The following is a 17,003-nucleotide window of genomic DNA, read 5'->3' on the forward strand; positions in this document are numbered from 1 at the left end:
TGCCACATTTATCCCCGAAAATCCCCATATATCGATTATTCTACACTATTCGACATTTTTCGCCCTCAAACACGCTTCTTCCTGGCCCGCAACTCTTCTTTTTTATTTTGCTGACAATTGGCACATTGCCTGAGCAGGGAAACATCATCTAATAACGAATATATATGTTTGAAGGTGTATGCAAACAGGTAATGGTTTTGTACGCACAAATATCGATGAAATTCGGTGTTAACTGAAAAGGGGGTCATTGTATTTTTTCTCCTAAATCGAAATATGCAACTATACATGGAATGGAAGTTCATTTTACAGAGTGGGGAGATCCGAAGAACCCGACGATAGTTGGGTGGCATGGTTTAACCCGGAATGGGCGCGACTTTGACATTTTGGCCCGTTATTTGGCAAAGGACTATCATATCCTGTGTCCTGACACGATCGGCCGTGGTTTGAGCCAATGGAGTACATCACCTGATAAGGACTATTGCTTTGAGTTTTACAGTCAGCTCGCCATCGGGTTATTGGATTATTTAGGCATTGAAAAAGTGCGCTGGATCGGCACTTCGATGGGGGGAGCCATCGGGATACGTATAGCCGGTTCGACTCGATACAAGAATAGGATTACTCAGTTAGTCTTGAATGATATCGGTGCAGGTGCTTTGGATCAGGATGTACAGGATATAGAAGGCATCAAGCGAATTATCGGCTATGTTGGTGATCCACCCCATTTTAATACTTTCTCGGAGTTGAGAAAGTATTATAAAGCTATATATGCCCCATTTGGGCTGACTGAACAAGAATGGGATGACTTTACGAGGAATTCGTGCAGAAGAAGAGATGATGGCGGATTCAGCCCTGATTATGACCCGAAGATCGCGCTGCAATTTCATCATACGGAGGACTTGGACCTATGGGGGCATTGGGAGGCTGTACAAGCCGACATCTTACTAATCCGTGGTGAAATTTCAGATGTATTGCCGCTGGATGTAGCGGACAAAATGAAACAAAAAAACGGGTGCCATTTGGTGACCATTCCTGAACTAGGGCATGCACCTGCATTAAATACCGAAGAACAACTCAAGCTGATCGAGAATTTCCTTCAATCGTAGTCAGCAGTACATTCATTTGTGGCGGGCAACCTTGGAAACTTCCTTTGCTCCTGGAATACTCAGGAGGTCTCCACGGCCCGTCTATTTGTTTCCCCCGATCTATGCTCAATTGTTTTCCCCCTTATCAATTACCGCTCGTCTTATGCTGCTCTTCTATATTTAAAAAGCTGATATAATTTAAATAATCGCCAATGAGCAAAGGGATCTTCTCCTCAGCCGCCGCCAGGAATTTTGTAATGAGAGGATAATCTTGATTCGGTGTCAATTTTATCAGTTCACCCCACCACTCCGTTTCATACCTCGCAATCATGCTTAAATTGTAAAGCAATGCATAATAGATGATTAATTCGGGTAAATGACTATTGTTGGACACAGCCCTTGGCAGACAATATTCATCCCTGAAAAGATGATAGCGGACAGGAAGAATCTTTGATTCGAACATTGGCCCATGAATGGTAAGTGCAAGGGCTCCGTTCTCAGTCTCTTTGTGGACGATTTGTTTTTTATCCAAAATGGATAAATGCTTCAACCATTCATCTTTATTCGAAGAATCGTGAAAATGTATCAATAATTCGCCTCCCTGGTTTTTTACAGGAATAAAACTACTCTCCCCTCTTATGAAAGTAAATGACTCATCAAGTTCCGGAATATGCTTGAAAAGATCTCCCATCATCATTCGATTTCCTTCCAAATGTTTCACGTGGAACATATAGGAAGAAAAATGTGAAAATAATCCATGCTTTTGTATTTTTACTTCGTCCTGGAAAAAGAAATAATTGCGTTTTTTCCTTTTACGGGAAGATAAGCCATGGGACAAAATGGCTGTCGTACTTGGATAGCTGGGATCAACCGTTAAAATACAAGCTTTAATAAGATTGATCAAACCGTAAAATAATAAGACGGGCTTGATGAATATGGAGGATTGTTCAGCTTGATCAATATATAATTTTCCGTGCTCCAAATAAGCAAGGAATGAGTCGCTGTTTTTATAGCTGAGCATTTTGTGATCGGTGAAATCATTTCTTAAATAGCATTTTCTAAGAAATTTCTGGGAATGTGAAGCAGATTGGAAATTGGTAATATAATCCCAACTTGTATGATGTTTGGTCACTGGAAAACCTCCAAATAAATTGAAAAATCTAAAATATTTGTATTACCTTGACAGTATTTTAACCAATTGATAACCTACTAATAATATTTTGGGACCAGGAGGGTAAAAAGATATGTGGGAAACTAAATTTGCTAAAGAAGGTCTGACCTTCGATGATGTTCTTTTAATGCCAGCCAAATCAGAAGTATTGCCTCGTGATGTCGATTTGCGAGTAGAGTTGACACCGACGCTGAAATTAAACATTCCAATCATCAGTGCAGGAATGGATACGGTTACCGAAGCAGAAATGGCGATTTCAATCGCACGCCAAGGAGGGCTTGGCGTTATTCATAAAAATATGAGCATTGAACAGCAGGCCGAACAGGTGGATAAGGTGAAACGTTCAGAAAGCGGCGTCATCACAGATCCGTTTTTCCTGACTCCTGAGCATCAGGTTTTTGATGCAGAACATTTAATGGGGAAATACCGAATTTCCGGTGTTCCGATCGTCAATAATTTGGAGGAGCAAAAGCTTGTCGGGATTATTACGAACCGCGATCTTCGATTTATCCAGGATTATTCGATCCCCATTCAAGAAGTGATGACAAAAGCAAATTTAGTGACTGCTCCAGTCGGTACGACCCTTTTGGACGCGGAAAAAATCCTTCAAAAGTATAAGATAGAGAAATTGCCGATTGTAGATAATGCCGGGGTTCTTAAAGGACTCATCACCATCAAGGATATCGAAAAAGTAATTGAGTTCCCGAACTCAGCAAAGGATGAGCACGGACGTTTGCTTGTCGGGGCTGCAGTCGGTGTGACGACAGATACGATGAAACGCATTGAAATGCTCGTAAAAGCAAATGTAGATGCCGTTGTTGTCGATACTGCCCATGGACATTCAAAAGGCGTCATTGACACTGTACGCGAAATCAGGGAAGCTTATCCAAACCTCAATATCATTGCTGGGAATGTTGCAACGGCTGAAGCTACAAGGGAATTGTACGAAGCTGGCGCCGATGTTGTGAAGGTCGGAATCGGGCCGGGGTCCATTTGTACAACCCGGGTTGTTGCCGGGGTCGGTGTTCCGCAAATCACGGCAGTATATGATTGTGCTGCGGAAGCAAGGAAACATGGAAAAGCCGTCATTGCAGATGGAGGAATCAAGTATTCCGGGGATATCGTCAAAGCACTTGCTGCTGGCGGCCATGTCGTCATGCTCGGCAGCTTGTTGGCAGGAACTTCCGAAAGCCCTGGCGAAACAGAAATTTTCCAAGGAAGACGATTCAAGGTTTATCGGGGAATGGGATCTGTTGGCGCAATGGAGCAAGGTTCAAAAGACCGCTATTTCCAAGAAGATGCGAAAAAATTCGTTCCAGAAGGCATCGAAGGACGCATTCCATACAAAGGTCCATTGTCCGATACGATTTATCAGCTAATCGGTGGCATCCGTTCAGGAATGGGATACTGTGGATCGAAAAACCTGCATGCCCTTCGTGAAAATGCCCAATTTATTAAAATGACCGGGGCAGGATTAAGGGAAAGTCATCCACACGACGTCCAAATCACAAAAGAATCACCAAATTATTCTTTATAATCCCAATGGCAGGAAAGAAGATCAATCTTTCCTGCCATTTTTTGATCACTTTTAGGTACTTAAGCTGTCTACTCAAGCCTAAATAACTATGTTAAAATAGCGGAAGTGTACATAATGACTTGGAGGGCTAAAAGTGAAAAGTAGTTGGATTCAAAAATCTTTTATTTGTTTGATGGTAACGCTGCTGGCTTTGGGCATTGTGCAAAAGCCTGCGAGTGCAGCGCCTGCAATCAATGTCAATGCAGATGCTGCCATCTTGGTTGAGGCAAGCACAGGGAAAGTCCTATATGAAAAAAATGCGGATGTCGCTCATGGAATCGCCAGCATGACCAAAATGATGACCGAGTATTTGTTATTGGAATCGGTAAAAGAAGGAAAAGTCAAATGGGATCAAAAATATTCTGTTCCAGCAGATATTTCCGGCATGTCCCATAATACATCCTTAAGCAACGTGCCATTGCGAAATGGCGGACAATATACGATCAAAGACCTTTATCATGCGATGGCGATCGATTCAGCCAATGCGGCAGCGATTGCGATCGGTCAAACGATCGGGGGAACAAAAGAGAATTTTGTTAAAATGATGAATGCCAAGGCGAAGGAACTTGGCTTGAAAAATTATCACTTTGTAAATGCTACCGGTTTAAATAACCGTGATTATAGCGGTCCTGGATATAACCTACCGATCGTAGGAGGAAAAGAAGAAGAAAACGTCATGTCAGCAAAAGATGTAGCCACTTTGGCCTATCGATTGGTGAATGATTATCCGGAAGTGTTGGAAACATCCAGCGTTCCTCAAATGAAGTTTGCTGAAGGGACAGAAGATGAGTTCCTTATGCATAACTGGATTAAAATGCTTGATCCAAACTCTAAGGTTTATTATGAAGGATTGGATGGGCTTAAAACAGGTACGACTGATTTCGCAGGTCCATGCTTTACCGGTACAGCGAAAAGAAACGGCGTTCGTTTCATATCTGTCGTCATGAATGTGAAGCATGATCCAACGGTCGATTCCTATACTGCCCGTTTTAATGCAACAGAAAAGATTTTAAATTACGCTTTCTCTAATTTTTCCATCAAGGAAATCCTTCCGAAAAACGCAGCGTTGAAAAATAGCAAAACGCTCCCTGTTGCGAAAGGAAAAGAAAAGTCTGTTAAAATCGAAACCAATGCTCCAGTCAAAATGGTTGTCCAAAATGGAAAGGACGATCAATATAAGCCGAAATTCGTCGTGGATAAGAAGAAATTGACGGATGAGGACAAGCTTACAGCTCCAGTGAAAAAAGGTGAAAAAGTCGGATATGTAACATTGGAATCCAAGGATAAAAATGATTTGGGATACCTTCCGAATGCAGGTAAATCTTCAGCACAAGTTTCCGTTGTCACAAAGGAAAATGTTGAAAAAGCAAACTGGTTTGTACTATCCATGCGTGCAATCGGCGGTTTCTTCGCAGATATTTGGCACGGCGTAACATCCACAGTTAAAAGTTGGTTCTAAATTAAAAGGGCTGCCTGTCTTGACAGGAGCCTTTTTTTGTTGTTTATTTAGCTTTATGGGGATATTAATCCCATGGATTTAGTTATATTTTAGTAGAGCAGTTGAAAGCTTGCTGCTTACATATCATAAAGGGGGACGAACAGTATGAAAACAGGTACAGATCGTGTTAAAAGAGGAATGGCCGAAATGCAAAAAGGCGGCGTCATCATGGATGTCGTGAATGCTGAGCAAGCCAAGATCGCTGAAGAAGCAGGCGCAGTCGCAGTCATGGCATTGGAACGGGTACCATCTGATATCCGTGCAGCAGGCGGCGTAGCCCGTATGGCAGATCCTCGAATTGTCGAAGAAGTAATGGGAGCCGTTACGATTCCTGTTATGGCAAAGGCGCGCATCGGGCATATTGTCGAAGCTCGTGTTTTAGAAGCGATGGGCGTTGATTACTTGGATGAAAGTGAAGTTTTGACTCCTGCGGATGAAGAATTCCACTTGAATAAAAAAGATTATACCGTCCCGTTTGTTTGTGGGTGCCGTGATCTAGGTGAGGCTTCCCGCCGCATCGGGGAAGGCGCATCCATGCTTCGCACAAAAGGCGAGCCGGGTACTGGAAATATTGTTGAAGCTGTTCGTCACATGAGAAAGGTCAATGCACAAGTTCGAAAGGTCGTAAGTATGAATGAAGATGAATTAATGACAGAAGCAAAGCTTTTGGGTGCACCTTACGAAGTCTTGCTGGAAATCAAACGCAATGGCCGTTTGCCGGTGGTCAACTTTGCAGCCGGCGGTATCGCCACTCCAGCCGATGCAGCGTTAATGATGCAATTGGGTGCTGACGGCGTTTTTGTTGGATCTGGTATCTTCAAGTCTGAAAATCCAGAGAAATTCGCACGTGCCATTGTGGAAGCGACTACCCACTACCAAGATTACAAGCTGATTGCTGAACTATCCAAAGGTCTTGGCGTAGCGATGAAAGGAATCGAAATTTCATCTCTTACACCTGAAATGCGCATGCAGGACCGTGGATGGTAAGGAGTTGAATTCAATGGTGAAAATCGGTGTATTAGGTCTTCAAGGAGCAGTCAGAGAACATGTTCGAGCCATTGAAGAATCCGGTGCGGAGGCATTGGTCATAAAGAAAGTCGAACAATTGGAAGAAATCGATGGAATTATCATCCCGGGCGGTGAGAGTACGACGATGCGCCGCCTCATTGATAAATATCATTTTTTGGAACCATTGAAAGACTTTGCAGCCCAAGGAAAACCGATGTTCGGAACATGCGCGGGACTCATCCTTTTGGCGAAGAACATAGTCGATTATGCAGAACCACATCTTGGTGTCATGGATGTTACGGTGGAAAGAAATTCATTCGGACGCCAAAAAGAGAGCTTTGAAGCGGATTTGGCGATTGCAGATGTCGCCGATGACTTCAATGCCGTTTTCATCCGCGCCCCTCATATCGTCAAAGCGGGTGAAAATGTTCAAGTGCTGGCCAAGCATGAAGGAAGAATCGTCGCAGCAAGGGAAGGCCGGTATTTAGGCTGTTCATTTCATCCCGAGTTGACCGATGACCATCGCATGACGGCTTATTTTGTGAAAATGGTCGAAGAAGCTAAAACAAAACAATTTGCATAAAATGGTTGAAATTGTTTCATAATTATAGTAAATTAATGAATAAATTTTAATAGCAACAATCGATGAGAGGAAGCAGTAGCAGGACTGTTATTCTTTAGAGAGTCGGTGGCTGGTGAAAACCGATGAATAAATCTTGCGAATCCATCCTTGAGTGAAGTACTGAACCTTATTAAGTAGGTGCTTCCGGTTTCAAGACCGTTATGAATGTAAGAGGAAGGCAGGGTTATCCCTGTTTTCAATTAGGGTGGCAACGCGGGTAGCTCTCGTCCCTTTCAGGGGATGAGGGCTTTTTTTTTGTTGATTGAGGCTTTTTTCTAAAAGCCCGCCCCTCGGAAAGTGAGCATCCTTAAGCGGAAATAACCTTGCACACACTTGGATGAATTGCAGCAAATGCTAAAAAAATCACAGGAGGAATAAACAATGTTGGATATTAAACAGTTAAGAGCTAATTTTGAAGAAGTGAAAAACAAGCTTCAACATCGTGGGGAAGATCTGGAGGACTTCGGCAAATTCGAAGAACTGGATCAAAAAAGACGCGAATTGATCGTTCAGACAGAAGAATTAAAAAGCAAAAGAAATGAAGTAAGCCAAAAGATTGCCCAAATGAAACGTGAAAAGCAAAATGCAGACGAATTGATCGTAGAAATGAGAGAAGTAGGCGCAAAAATCAAAGAGCTGGATAATCAATTGAATCCACTCGAAGAAGAGCTTGAGCAGCTTCTGCTATCCATCCCGAACATTCCGCATGAGAGCACTCCGGTCGGTGAATCTGAAGACGATAATGTCGAAGTGAGAAAGTGGGGGGAAGTCAAGGAATTCAACTTTGAACCGAAGCCTCATTGGGACTTGGCCGGTGATTTGGACATTTTGGATTTTGAACGCGCTGGCAAAGTCACAGGAAGCCGCTTTGTTTTCTATAAAGGATTGGGAGCCAGATTGGAGCGGGCGCTCATGAACTTTATGCTCGACCTTCACATTGAAGAACACGGCTACCAGGAAGTGATTCCTCCTTACATGGTAAACCGTACAAGCATGACCGGAACGGGCCAGCTGCCAAAGTTCGAAGAAGATGCATTTTTGATTGAAAGTGAAGATTATTTCCTCATCCCGACGGCAGAAGTGCCTGTGACCAATTTACATCGCGATGAAATCATGACGGGCGATCAGCTGCCAATCAACTATGCAGCCTACAGTGCTTGCTTCCGTTCAGAAGCCGGATCTGCTGGACGTGATACAAGGGGGCTTATTCGCCAGCATCAATTCAACAAAGTCGAACTTGTTAAATTCGTTAAACCGGAAGATTCTTACGATGAATTGGAAAAACTGACGGGCCATGCTGAAAAAGTTCTTCAATTACTTGGCTTGCCATATCGAGTATTGAGCATGTGTACAGCCGATCTGGGCTTCACTGCAGCTAAAAAATACGATATCGAAGTATGGATCCCAAGCTATGAAACATACCGTGAGATTTCTTCTTGCAGCAACTTTGAAGCATTCCAGGCCCGCCGCGCCAATATTCGTTTCCGCAGGGAACTTAATGGCAAGCCTGAACATGTCCACACATTGAACGGTTCTGGATTGGCGATTGGGCGTACGGTTGCCGCGATTTTGGAAAATTATCAGCAAGAAGACGGAAGCATCGTCGTTCCGGAAGTCCTTCGTCCGTACATGGGCAACAAAGAAGTTATTAAATAAGAAATCTTAATCAAGAGGGAGGAATCTTTCTCCCTCTTGAAATTTTTTTAATATAATTTATTGACAGGGTTATATATATGTGATAAATTAGTTCTTGTCGATACGGAGGAATACCCAAGTCTGGCTGAAGGGATCGGTCTTGAAAACCGACAGGCGGGTTAAACCGCGCGGGGGTTCGAATCCCTCTTCCTCCGCCATTGATTTAAAACAACCATAGCGCATAAATTGGGATTGTTAATCCGCTGCATATTTAGCAGCGGATTTTTGTATGCAACAAAACATAAAACAAGGGTGGCCCCCTGGTGCCTGGCACCAGGGGGCCACCCTCTTTTTTTATTTCTTCAAAGCTTGTGTCTGTTCTAAAAAGTATCCGATGCGTTCCACGATCGGTTCGATGGATGCTTCATTGTTCATTAGGTCGTAATCGTTGATGTTCAATCTGAGAACCGGGCACGCATTGAAGGAGTTTACCCAATTTTCATATCTGTTGTGCATCTCCTCCCAGTAAGCAACAGGCGTCTGCTGCTCCATCGGGCGGCCGCGCTCACGAATCCTTTCAAGCACATCGTCAATCGAACCTTCCAAGTAAATCAATAAATCAGGATGAGGGAAGTATGGCGTCATGACCATCGCGTCGAACAAGCTTTTGTACGTATCGTAGTCTGTTTCGGACATGTTGCCTTTTTCGAAATGCATTTTGGCAAAAATGCCTGTATCTTCATATATGGATCGATCTTGGATGAAACCGCCGCCATATTCAAAGATTCTTTTCTGTTCCTTGAATCGTTCTGCTAAAAAGTAGATTTGGAGGTGGAAGCTCCATCGTTTAAAATCATGGTAAAATTTATCCAAATAAGGATTCGTGTCTACCTTCTCAAAAGAAGTTCTGAACCCTAATGCTTTTGCCAGTGAATTCGTCATGGTCGATTTTCCGACACCGACCGTCCCCGCAATCGTGATGACGGAATTGGCGGGAATGCCATATTTAGTTCGAAGATCCATGGTAGTGTACTCCTTTGTGTAGTATATTGGTTAATTTTGTCATTATCATATCGAGATCATGTTCATTTTTAACGAAATCCAATTCATCGCCGCTGAAGCGAAGGACAGGTACGTCCGGGTATGTGTTTTCGAAATGATCCATGAACTTGTCATAGTCGGAAGATAATTGTTCAAGATAAAGGGGGCTGATTTTCTTTTCAAACTCCCTGCCGCGTTTTTGAATCCGGCCCATCAGCGTGTCCAGGCTGGCATTCAAGTAAATCACCACATTCGGGCGAGGCATGTCCTCAGTCAAAATGTTATAGATTTGCAGGTATTTTTGGAATTGATCATCCTTTAAAGTCCGCTGGGCGAAAATCAGGTTTTTGAAAATATGGTAATCTGCTACAACCGGTTTGTTTTGGAGAAGATAGTGTGTTTGAATATCTTCCAATTGCTTATAGCGATTGCATAGAAAAAACATTTCCGTTTGGAAGCTCCACTCATCTATATTTTCATAGAATTTATCAAGGAATGGATTTTCATCGACAATTTCTTTTAAAAAGTGAAGCTGGAATTTTTCAGAGATGGCTTTCGCAAGTGAGGTTTTTCCGATTCCTATCGGCCCTTCAACTGTTATGAAAGGTAAGCTTTCCATCCGAGGTCCTCCTCATTACTCTATATTAAGTTAGTATTTGACAAATATTTATTAAATACGACAAGTCATATTTTAACACAACATAGAATTTGAAGGACATGGTAACATTTAATTTTTCTCTAGATTTCCGTGAAAAGATGCGCACTCCAATCCGCTTCATATGGTAAAGTTCGGGAATGACAAGTTGTTGAAAACGCAAAAAAACTGCCTATTTCAGGCAGTTTCAACATAGGATCATCTCTTCACGACTTCAAAATTATTCACGATCAAAAGCCAGTTTTGAGGGAAGGAGAGGCCGAGCTTCCAATAGCTCATTCCCCTTAACTTCAATTCCTTGATTAGGTCAAACTTAGCCTGGATGGACCTTGCATCCTCAAACCAAACCTTATGCTTCTTCCCATTTTCGTCCTGGTAATCGAAGAATGGAGCTTGATCCTTTTGGTTATATTGGATCGGTACATTATATTTCGCTGCCAATTGAATGGCCTGCTGTGGGCTGATAGCTTTTGCCGTATCCTTTCCTTGAACAAAAGGGAGCGTCCAATCGTAGCCATATAAATTCTGTCCCATCAATATTTTGGATGAAGGGATGTCCTGTACGGCATATGTGAGGACTTTCCGAACGGGTCCGATCGGGGATACGGCCATGGGCGGCCCTCCGCTGTATCCCCACTCATATGTCATGATCACAACAAAGTCGACAATCTCCCCCTGCGTTTTATAATCATGCGCTTCGTACCATTTGCCTTTCTGATCTGCCGACGTCTTGGGGGCAAGTGCTGTGGAAAGGTACCATCCTTCCTGAGAAAATCTTTTTTTCGCCCTTCGCAAAAATTGATTATATGCTTCTTTATCTTGCGGGCGTAAGTATTCAAAATCAAAATGGATATCGCGGAATCCGTACTTTTTCGCAGTGGCGACAATATTATTGAGGAATTTTTCTTGAATGGTCTGATTGGTCAGCAGAATTCTGCCCAGTTCGTCGCTGAACTTCCCTTCCTCCTGGTTGGTGATGGCCATCATCATTACATTCTTATTTGCTTTGGCGATGGCCGGGAGGTTTCCAAGTGGAGGTTCTTCCAAAGTGCCATCCCTTTTTGCCCGGAAGCTGAAAGGGGCGATATACGTCAAATAAGGAGCGGCCTCTCTCGTACTTTCTTCGAGATTTGGCGGCATCGTTTTTCCAAAAGGCTCAACATATCCATTGAATTCAGCCTTTTCTTTCTTGGGTGGCGGGATATACAAACGGAATCCTACTTGAAGGGATTGATTCGGACTGATATTGTTCACCTTTGCCAGCTCCTGGTAAGGGACGTTCAATTTCCGCGATATCGACCAAAGGCTGTCTCCGGGCTGAACCCAGTAAAAACTTCCGACAATCGGAATCACCAATGCCTGCCCAATAACTAGATTTTGCGGATTTGGCAACTCATTTGCCTCCACAATATCATCCACTGTGGTCCCATAGGCTTGGGCAATGCCATATAAGGATTGATTCTGTCTGACAACATGGATCTGCAAGCTGCATGCCTCCCTTGTATTGAAATAACGATACAGGCGTATCACTATAATCAGTGTATGAGTGGAAGCTTACAACAATGCTGAATTTACATCATAATTGGTCTTCGATTAGCGTTGTGGAATCATCGATATTGGCCTGGAGGACATTTTTCATCATGCGCAATGCATACGTGTTATCCTCTTCAGCGACGGAAGCTAAACAATCGTTGGGAACATATAAACTATATTCCCGCATATATGCATCATTGGCTGTAAATAAAACGCATATGTTTCCAGCGATGCCGGTAAGGATGAGGGAGTCCGCCTCCAAATGGTACAGAAGAGTATTCAGGGCGGTGCCGTAGAAGGCGGAATGTTTAGGTTTGATTAAAAAATAATCTTTATCGTCAGGTTTTAATTTTGCCAAAATTTTTTTGTTAAGTTCATTGGAGCACTTCTTATATATGGTTTCTAAATTCGCCTGCCATAGATTATAATGGTCATTAATATAGATGATGGGAATGTCCTTTTCCCTGCATACTTGTTTCAGGTTGGAAATCGGTTCGACGATTTTGAGCGTATGGTCGGCAAGCGAACGACCATGCTGAAAGTCAAATGGATTGATGATATCTATGATCAACAGAGCAAACTTTGAAGTAACCTTGTTCAATGGTAGCCACACTCCTTTTCTGTAGTGTGAGTATCCGTTATGTTTTTTATAAGGGAGTAGACTATGAATTCGAATGAAGCACAATATATGAAGCTGGCCCTTGCAGAAGCGATGAAAGCCCAGGAATTGAACGAAGTCCCAATCGGAGCGGTCATTGTCATCGATGGCGAAGTGATATCTTCCGCTTATAATCTGCGTGAAACGACACAGAATGCCGTGACCCACGCAGAGCTGCTTGCGATTGAGAAGGCTTGTGAAAAACTAGGCACATGGAGGCTTGAAGGGGCAGAGCTATATGTCACCCTTGAACCATGTCCAATGTGCAGCGGCGCCATCCTGCTTTCTAGGATCGATAAAGTCGTATATGGGGCAAAAGATCCGAAGGCTGGCTGCGCAGGAACATTGATGAATTTGTTGGATGATCAACGGTTCAATCATCAATGTGAAGTCATCAGCGGTGTCATGGAAGAAGAATGCGGCCAATTGCTGAGCAGTTTTTTTCGAGAGCTTCGTCGCAGAAAGAAGGAATTGAAGCAAAAGGCAAAAGCCGATTTGGATAAGGATACAGGAATTGACAGGCAATAGGCATTGCAATTTCAAGGCAATCCTAGTATACTTTATCTTGCGTCGATAAAGACGCAACTAAATATGGTATCAATTTTGCCGTGCTAGACGGGGAGGTAGCGGTGCCCTGTACTCGCAATCCGCTCCAGCGAGGTTGAACTCCTTCCCGAGGCTGGTTAACTGTAGGGTCTGCCTCAAGTAAGTGGTGTTGACGCCTGGGTCCTGCGCAATGAGAATCCATGAACCATGTCAGGTCCGGAAGGAAGCAGCATTAAGTGGACCATCTCATGTGCCGCAGGGCAGCCTGGGCCGAGCTAACTGCTTGAGTAACGCTTATGGTTGTCAGTCGACGGAAGGTGCACGGCAGTTATTTTACATATAAACTCATTCAGTTTGCTGAATGAGTTTTTTTGTCTTTGTAAAATTGAATTTGAATGCGTTATAATAGAACATATAATTGTCTTTAAGGAGGGGAATGCGTGAGTTATCAAGCTTTATACCGTGTTTGGCGGCCACAGTCTTTTCAAGATGTCGTCGGTCAGGAACATGTGACCAAAACACTTCAAAATGCCCTCCTGCATCAAAAAATTTCTCATGCATATTTATTTTCCGGTCCAAGGGGAACAGGGAAAACAAGTGCAGCGAAGATTTTAGCAAAGGCCGTCAACTGTGAGAGAGCCCCTATTGCTGAACCATGCAACGAGTGTGATTCCTGCAGAGGCATCACCGATGGCTCGATCTCAGATGTCATTGAAATAGATGCCGCATCCAATAATGGAGTGGAAGAAATCCGCGACATCCGCGACAAAGTGAAATTTGCCCCAAGTGTGGTTTCCTATAAAGTATATATTATCGATGAGGTTCACATGCTTTCCATGGGCGCTTTCAATGCGTTGTTAAAAACATTGGAGGAGCCGCCGAAACACGTCATTTTCATCCTTGCGACCACCGAACCTCATAAAATCCCATTGACCATCATTTCTCGCTGTCAGCGCTTCGATTTCAAGAGGATCACCTCACACGACATAGTCAACCGCATGAAGCATATTGCTGAAGAATCGGATATCGTCTTCGAGGAAAAGGCCTTGCAAGTCATTGCTCGTGCAGCAGAAGGCGGGATGAGGGATGCTTTGAGTCTTATGGATCAGGCCGTCTCATTCGGGCAGGATTCCGTTACGCTGGATGACGCCCTTACGGTGACGGGGTCTGTCGCCCAGTCATATTTGAATAAATTAGCAAGAGCAATCCATGAGAATGATACCGGAACCGCAATCCGCTCATTGGAGGATTTGCTGTATCACGGAAAAGACCCTGCACGCTTCACTGAGGATTTTATCTTGTTCTTCAGGGACATGCTTCTCCATCAAACAGCACCGAATCTGGAGGAGTCATTAGAGCGGGTCTTGCTGGATGATGAGTTTAAGGAACTCGCAGAAGCGATTCCCTCTCAACAGATATATGAATATATTGAAGTGTTAAACAAAACCCAGCAGGATATGAAATTTTCCAACAACGCCCGCATCTATTTAGAGGTTTCCCTCGTCAAGCTCTGCCAAACATCCGGTGTGGCACAGCCAAGGGAAAGCGGTGATTATCAGGCTCTTCTTTCAAGGTTGAATGAGCTTGAAGGAGAATTGCGCGAATTGAAGGCGAAAGGCATTGCCGCTGCTCCTGCCGAGCCTGCTGCACAAACTGCCAAAAAACCAGCGCGCTCCGCTAAGGGCTTCCGTGCACCAGTAGGAAAAATCCAAAAAATCCTGAAGGAAGCAACAAGGCAGGATTTAAATTTGATAAAAAGCCGCTGGGGAGATATGCTTGAGATGCTGAACCAGCGTCAGATGAGGTCGCAGGCAGCGCTTCTAAATGATGCTGAACCTGTAGCCGCTTCAGCGGCAGCGTTCGTACTTAAGTTCAAGTATGAAATCCATTGCCAAATGGCGATGGATAACCATAAATTTTTAGAGTCGATTTCCATGATCCTGCACGAATTCACCGGTACTTCCTACCAAACGGTTGGAGTTCCTGAAGAGCAATGGCTGCAAATCAGGGAAGACTTCATCCAGCATCAGCAAGATGAAGGAGAAGGCGGAGAAGAAGGCGGCTCTAATGAAGAAGATCCGTTTATTGCGGAAGCAAAGAAACTAGTGGGTACAGACCTGCTGGAAATTAATGATTAATTAAATGGAGGTAATGAAACATGCGTGGTATGGGAAATATGCAAAACATGATGAAGCAAATGCAAAAAATGCAAAAGAAAATGGCTGAGGCCCAAGAAGAATTAAACGAAAAAAGAATTGAAGGAACTGCAGGAGGCGGGATGGTAACGGTCGTCATCTCCGGCCAAAAAGAAGTATTGGAAGTCAACATCAAAGAAGAAGTAGTCGATCCAGACGATATCGAAATGCTTCAAGACTTGGTGCTAGCTGCAACGAACGATGCAATTAAACAGGTGGAAGAACTGACGAACAAAACGATGGGGCAGTTCACGAAAGGTTTGAACCTTCCGGGATTCTAGGAGGAATCATATAGAATGCATTATCCTGAACCAATATCCAAGCTGATAGATAGCTTTATGAAATTGCCAGGAATCGGGCCGAAAACAGCGGCTCGACTGGCATTTTTTGTATTAAGCATGAAAGAAGACACCGTCCTTGATTTTGCCAAAGCACTTGTGGAGGCAAAAAGGAACTTGGGCTACTGCTCTGTCTGCGGGCACATCACAGACCAAGATCCTTGTTATATTTGTGAAGACCAAAGACGCGACAAAAGCGTGATCTGTGTTGTCCAAGATGTGAAGGATGTCATCGCCATGGAAAAAATGAAGGAATTCAATGGTCTATACCATGTACTTCATGGCGCCATTTCACCAATGGACGGTATTGGTCCAGAAGATATCAATATACCGGATCTGTTAAAGCGGCTCCAGGATGAAACAGTACAGGAAGTCATCCTAGCCACTAACCCGAATATTGAAGGAGAGGCTACTGCGATGTATATATCGCGCCTATTAAAGCCATCCGGAATTAAAATCACCCGCATCGCGCATGGACTGCCTGTCGGGGGAGATTTGGAATATGCAGATGAAGTTACGTTATCCAAAGCGTTGGAAGGCAGAAGAGAAGTCTGAGGCAAACGGAGTGGGTCATCTTGTTTAAACGAAAAGGAAAGCTAAGAAAAGAATATAATCAAAAGTTAATCCATAATATGGAGCACGCAAAACAAGAGTGGTTTCGGAATCGTTCCCTCGTTAAATTGAGCATCGATTATAATGAGGACCTCATATGTCAAACCAAATTAGCTGAAGCGAAATACTTTTTTCTTTTTAAAGAAGTGAAAAAAAGAAATATCATCATGGAATAAACAATATTCTCCTTCATAAAGTTCTTTTTGGACAATCTATTCATAGAATGGATACAAAGAAGAACTTTATGGGGGAGATTTTTTTGAGTCCTGTAATCATCATTGCGGTGCTATGTGGTTTAATGCTATTCCTGTTAGCGACCGGATCCGTTGGAAGACCATTCAAGCTAGTGGGCCAAATCTGTATGAAGCTGATGATTGGAGCTTTGTTCTTATTCTTCCTGAATGCCGCAGGAAGCAAATTCGGCCTGCATGTACCTATAAATCTGGTTACCTCTTCCGTCTCAGGCTTTTTAGGCATACCAGGAATGCTGGGATTGGCGGCCATTCAGTTGTGGATCCTGCCTCATTAATATGATGATAATCGACGTCTAAGCCAGAGGCATAATATGCAATTAAAAAGGATAATCCTAATGATTATGGATTATCCGATTTTTTTTTGATAAAAAGTATTGACCTTTTATCGTATAGTTGGTATATTAATAAACGTCGCTGTTAGCGAAACATCAACTTCAAATTTCAAACGAAAAACAAATTGAAAAAAGTTGTTGACAACGCATGAGTGAAAATGTTATATTAGTAAAGTCGCTGTTGAGCGAAATTGATCTTTGAAAACTGAACAAAACAAACGTCAACGTTAATTCAATTTTTATTTTA

The 17,003-nt window shown here is 43.2% G+C and carries 17 protein-coding genes, 1 tRNA gene, 1 other RNA gene and 1 other annotated feature; of the genes, 14 read left to right on the forward strand and 5 right to left on the reverse strand.

Annotated elements, in window-relative coordinates; all coding sequences use genetic code 11:
* Positions 1–290: 290 nt before the first annotated feature.
* Entirely contained in the window at positions 291–1,103 is an 813-nt protein-coding gene (locus D9X91_RS21800; RefSeq protein ID WP_121682770.1) for an alpha/beta fold hydrolase, read from the forward strand.
* Between the two features lie 124 nt (positions 1,104–1,227).
* Here the strand turns inward: D9X91_RS21800 and D9X91_RS21805 are convergent, their stop codons facing one another.
* Positions 1,228–2,214, reverse strand: coding sequence for a YaaC family protein (locus tag D9X91_RS21805; RefSeq protein ID WP_121682771.1), 987 nt, complete (start codon positions 2,212–2,214; stop codon positions 1,228–1,230).
* Positions 2,215–2,326: 112 nt separating this feature from the next.
* On the opposite strand from D9X91_RS21805, the gene guaB reads away from it, so the two are divergent.
* The 6 genes from guaB to D9X91_RS21835 all read left to right on the forward strand — a co-directional run bounded on the left by guaB (position 2,327) and on the right by D9X91_RS21835 (position 8,810).
* The gene (gene guaB, locus D9X91_RS21810) at positions 2,327–3,790 is read left to right on the forward strand and encodes an IMP dehydrogenase (RefSeq protein WP_121682772.1); all 1,464 of its coding nucleotides are present in this window, start codon (positions 2,327–2,329) and stop codon (positions 3,788–3,790) included.
* Positions 3,791–3,962: 172 nt separating this feature from the next.
* A complete protein-coding gene (locus D9X91_RS21815) occupies positions 3,963–5,288 on the forward strand; it encodes a D-alanyl-D-alanine carboxypeptidase family protein (protein WP_121682785.1) in 1,326 nt (441 codons plus the stop codon).
* 144 nt (positions 5,289–5,432) lie between these two features.
* Positions 5,433–6,314: a pyridoxal 5'-phosphate synthase lyase subunit PdxS gene (gene pdxS, locus D9X91_RS21820; protein WP_121682773.1), complete on the forward strand. Its 882-nt coding sequence runs from the start codon at positions 5,433–5,435 to the stop codon at positions 6,312–6,314.
* Positions 6,315–6,327: 13 nt separating this feature from the next.
* Positions 6,328–6,918, forward strand: coding sequence for a pyridoxal 5'-phosphate synthase glutaminase subunit PdxT (pdxT, locus tag D9X91_RS21825; protein ID WP_121682774.1), 591 nt, complete (start codon positions 6,328–6,330; stop codon positions 6,916–6,918).
* A gap of 53 nt (positions 6,919–6,971) precedes the next feature.
* Positions 6,972–7,192 (forward strand) — a binding site (T-box leader).
* Positions 7,193–7,338: 146 nt separating this feature from the next.
* The gene (gene serS / locus D9X91_RS21830) at positions 7,339–8,613 is read left to right on the forward strand and encodes a serine--tRNA ligase (RefSeq protein WP_121682775.1); all 1,275 of its coding nucleotides are present in this window, start codon (positions 7,339–7,341) and stop codon (positions 8,611–8,613) included.
* A 104-nt stretch (positions 8,614–8,717) separates the two neighbouring features.
* Positions 8,718–8,810 (forward strand) — tRNA-Ser (locus D9X91_RS21835).
* 136 nt (positions 8,811–8,946) lie between these two features.
* Here the strand turns inward: D9X91_RS21835 and D9X91_RS21840 are convergent.
* From D9X91_RS21840 to D9X91_RS21855, 4 genes are all read right to left on the reverse strand, one after another.
* Positions 8,947–9,615, reverse strand: coding sequence for a deoxynucleoside kinase (locus D9X91_RS21840; RefSeq protein ID WP_121682776.1), 669 nt, complete (start codon positions 9,613–9,615; stop codon positions 8,947–8,949).
* A complete protein-coding gene (locus D9X91_RS21845) occupies positions 9,599–10,252 on the reverse strand; it encodes a deoxynucleoside kinase (RefSeq protein WP_121682777.1) in 654 nt (217 codons plus the stop codon). The genes D9X91_RS21840 and D9X91_RS21845 overlap by 17 nt, the downstream gene beginning before the upstream one ends.
* 234 nt (positions 10,253–10,486) lie before the next feature.
* Positions 10,487–11,773 (reverse strand): glycoside hydrolase family 18 protein, encoded by a 1,287-nt coding sequence (locus D9X91_RS21850; protein ID WP_121682778.1) that lies wholly within the window; start codon positions 11,771–11,773, stop codon positions 10,487–10,489.
* A 91-nt stretch (positions 11,774–11,864) separates the two neighbouring features.
* Positions 11,865–12,422: an isochorismatase family cysteine hydrolase gene (locus tag D9X91_RS21855; protein ID WP_121682779.1), complete on the reverse strand. Its 558-nt coding sequence runs from the start codon at positions 12,420–12,422 to the stop codon at positions 11,865–11,867.
* 63 nt (positions 12,423–12,485) lie between these two features.
* Here D9X91_RS21855 and tadA point away from each other — a divergent pair, with 63 nt between their 5' ends.
* The 7 genes from tadA (at position 12,486) to D9X91_RS21890 (ending at position 16,699) form a co-directional block, all read left to right on the forward strand.
* A complete protein-coding gene (tadA, locus tag D9X91_RS21860) occupies positions 12,486–13,007 on the forward strand; it encodes a tRNA adenosine(34) deaminase TadA (RefSeq protein WP_121682780.1) in 522 nt (173 codons plus the stop codon).
* 78 nt (positions 13,008–13,085) lie between these two features.
* Positions 13,086–13,350: signal recognition particle sRNA large type (gene ffs / locus D9X91_RS21865), an RNA gene on the forward strand.
* Between the two features lie 115 nt (positions 13,351–13,465).
* On the forward strand, positions 13,466–15,163 hold the full coding sequence (dnaX, locus tag D9X91_RS21870) for a DNA polymerase III subunit gamma/tau (protein ID WP_121682781.1): 1,698 nt from the start codon (positions 13,466–13,468) through the stop codon (positions 15,161–15,163).
* A 20-nt stretch (positions 15,164–15,183) separates the two neighbouring features.
* Positions 15,184–15,501 (forward strand): YbaB/EbfC family nucleoid-associated protein, encoded by a 318-nt coding sequence (locus D9X91_RS21875; RefSeq protein WP_121682782.1) that lies wholly within the window; start codon positions 15,184–15,186, stop codon positions 15,499–15,501.
* Positions 15,502–15,516: 15 nt separating this feature from the next.
* Positions 15,517–16,113, forward strand: a complete 597-nt coding sequence (gene recR, locus D9X91_RS21880; RefSeq protein WP_121682783.1) for a recombination mediator RecR — start codon at positions 15,517–15,519, stop codon at positions 16,111–16,113.
* A gap of 17 nt (positions 16,114–16,130) precedes the next feature.
* On the forward strand, positions 16,131–16,346 hold the full coding sequence (locus tag D9X91_RS21885; RefSeq protein WP_121682784.1) for a YaaL family protein: 216 nt from the start codon (positions 16,131–16,133) through the stop codon (positions 16,344–16,346).
* 83 nt (positions 16,347–16,429) lie between these two features.
* Entirely contained in the window at positions 16,430–16,699 is a 270-nt protein-coding gene (locus D9X91_RS21890; protein WP_121682786.1) for a pro-sigmaK processing inhibitor BofA family protein, read from the forward strand.
* Positions 16,700–17,003 lie beyond the last annotated feature (304 nt).

It is taken from the genome of Falsibacillus albus, assembly GCF_003668575.1.
In the GTDB taxonomy this organism is placed as follows: Bacteria; Bacillota; Bacilli; order Bacillales; family DSM-25281; genus Falsibacillus; species Falsibacillus albus.

What these genes read in the sequence shown, in the direction of transcription:
- tadA (WP_121682780.1), top strand. Translation starts at nt 12,486, where the DNA reads ATGAATTCGAATGAAGCACAATATATGAAGCTGGCCCTTGCAGAAGCG.
- serS (WP_121682775.1), top strand. Translation starts at nt 7,339, where the DNA reads ATGTTGGATATTAAACAGTTAAGAGCTAATTTTGAAGAAGTGAAAAAC.
- D9X91_RS21875 (WP_121682782.1), top strand. Translation starts at nt 15,184, where the DNA reads ATGCGTGGTATGGGAAATATGCAAAACATGATGAAGCAAATGCAAAAA.
- D9X91_RS21800 (WP_121682770.1), top strand. Translation starts at nt 291, where the DNA reads ATGGAAGTTCATTTTACAGAGTGGGGAGATCCGAAGAACCCGACGATA.
- pdxS (WP_121682773.1), top strand. Translation starts at nt 5,433, where the DNA reads ATGAAAACAGGTACAGATCGTGTTAAAAGAGGAATGGCCGAAATGCAA.
- D9X91_RS21815 (WP_121682785.1), top strand. Translation starts at nt 3,963, where the DNA reads ATGGTAACGCTGCTGGCTTTGGGCATTGTGCAAAAGCCTGCGAGTGCA.
- guaB (WP_121682772.1), top strand. Translation starts at nt 2,327, where the DNA reads ATGTGGGAAACTAAATTTGCTAAAGAAGGTCTGACCTTCGATGATGTT.
- recR (WP_121682783.1), top strand. Translation starts at nt 15,517, where the DNA reads ATGCATTATCCTGAACCAATATCCAAGCTGATAGATAGCTTTATGAAA.
- D9X91_RS21840 (WP_121682776.1), bottom strand. Translation starts at nt 9,615, where the DNA reads ATGGATCTTCGAACTAAATATGGCATTCCCGCCAATTCCGTCATCACG.
- D9X91_RS21845 (WP_121682777.1), bottom strand. Translation starts at nt 10,252, where the DNA reads ATGGAAAGCTTACCTTTCATAACAGTTGAAGGGCCGATAGGAATCGGA.
- pdxT (WP_121682774.1), top strand. Translation starts at nt 6,328, where the DNA reads ATGGTGAAAATCGGTGTATTAGGTCTTCAAGGAGCAGTCAGAGAACAT.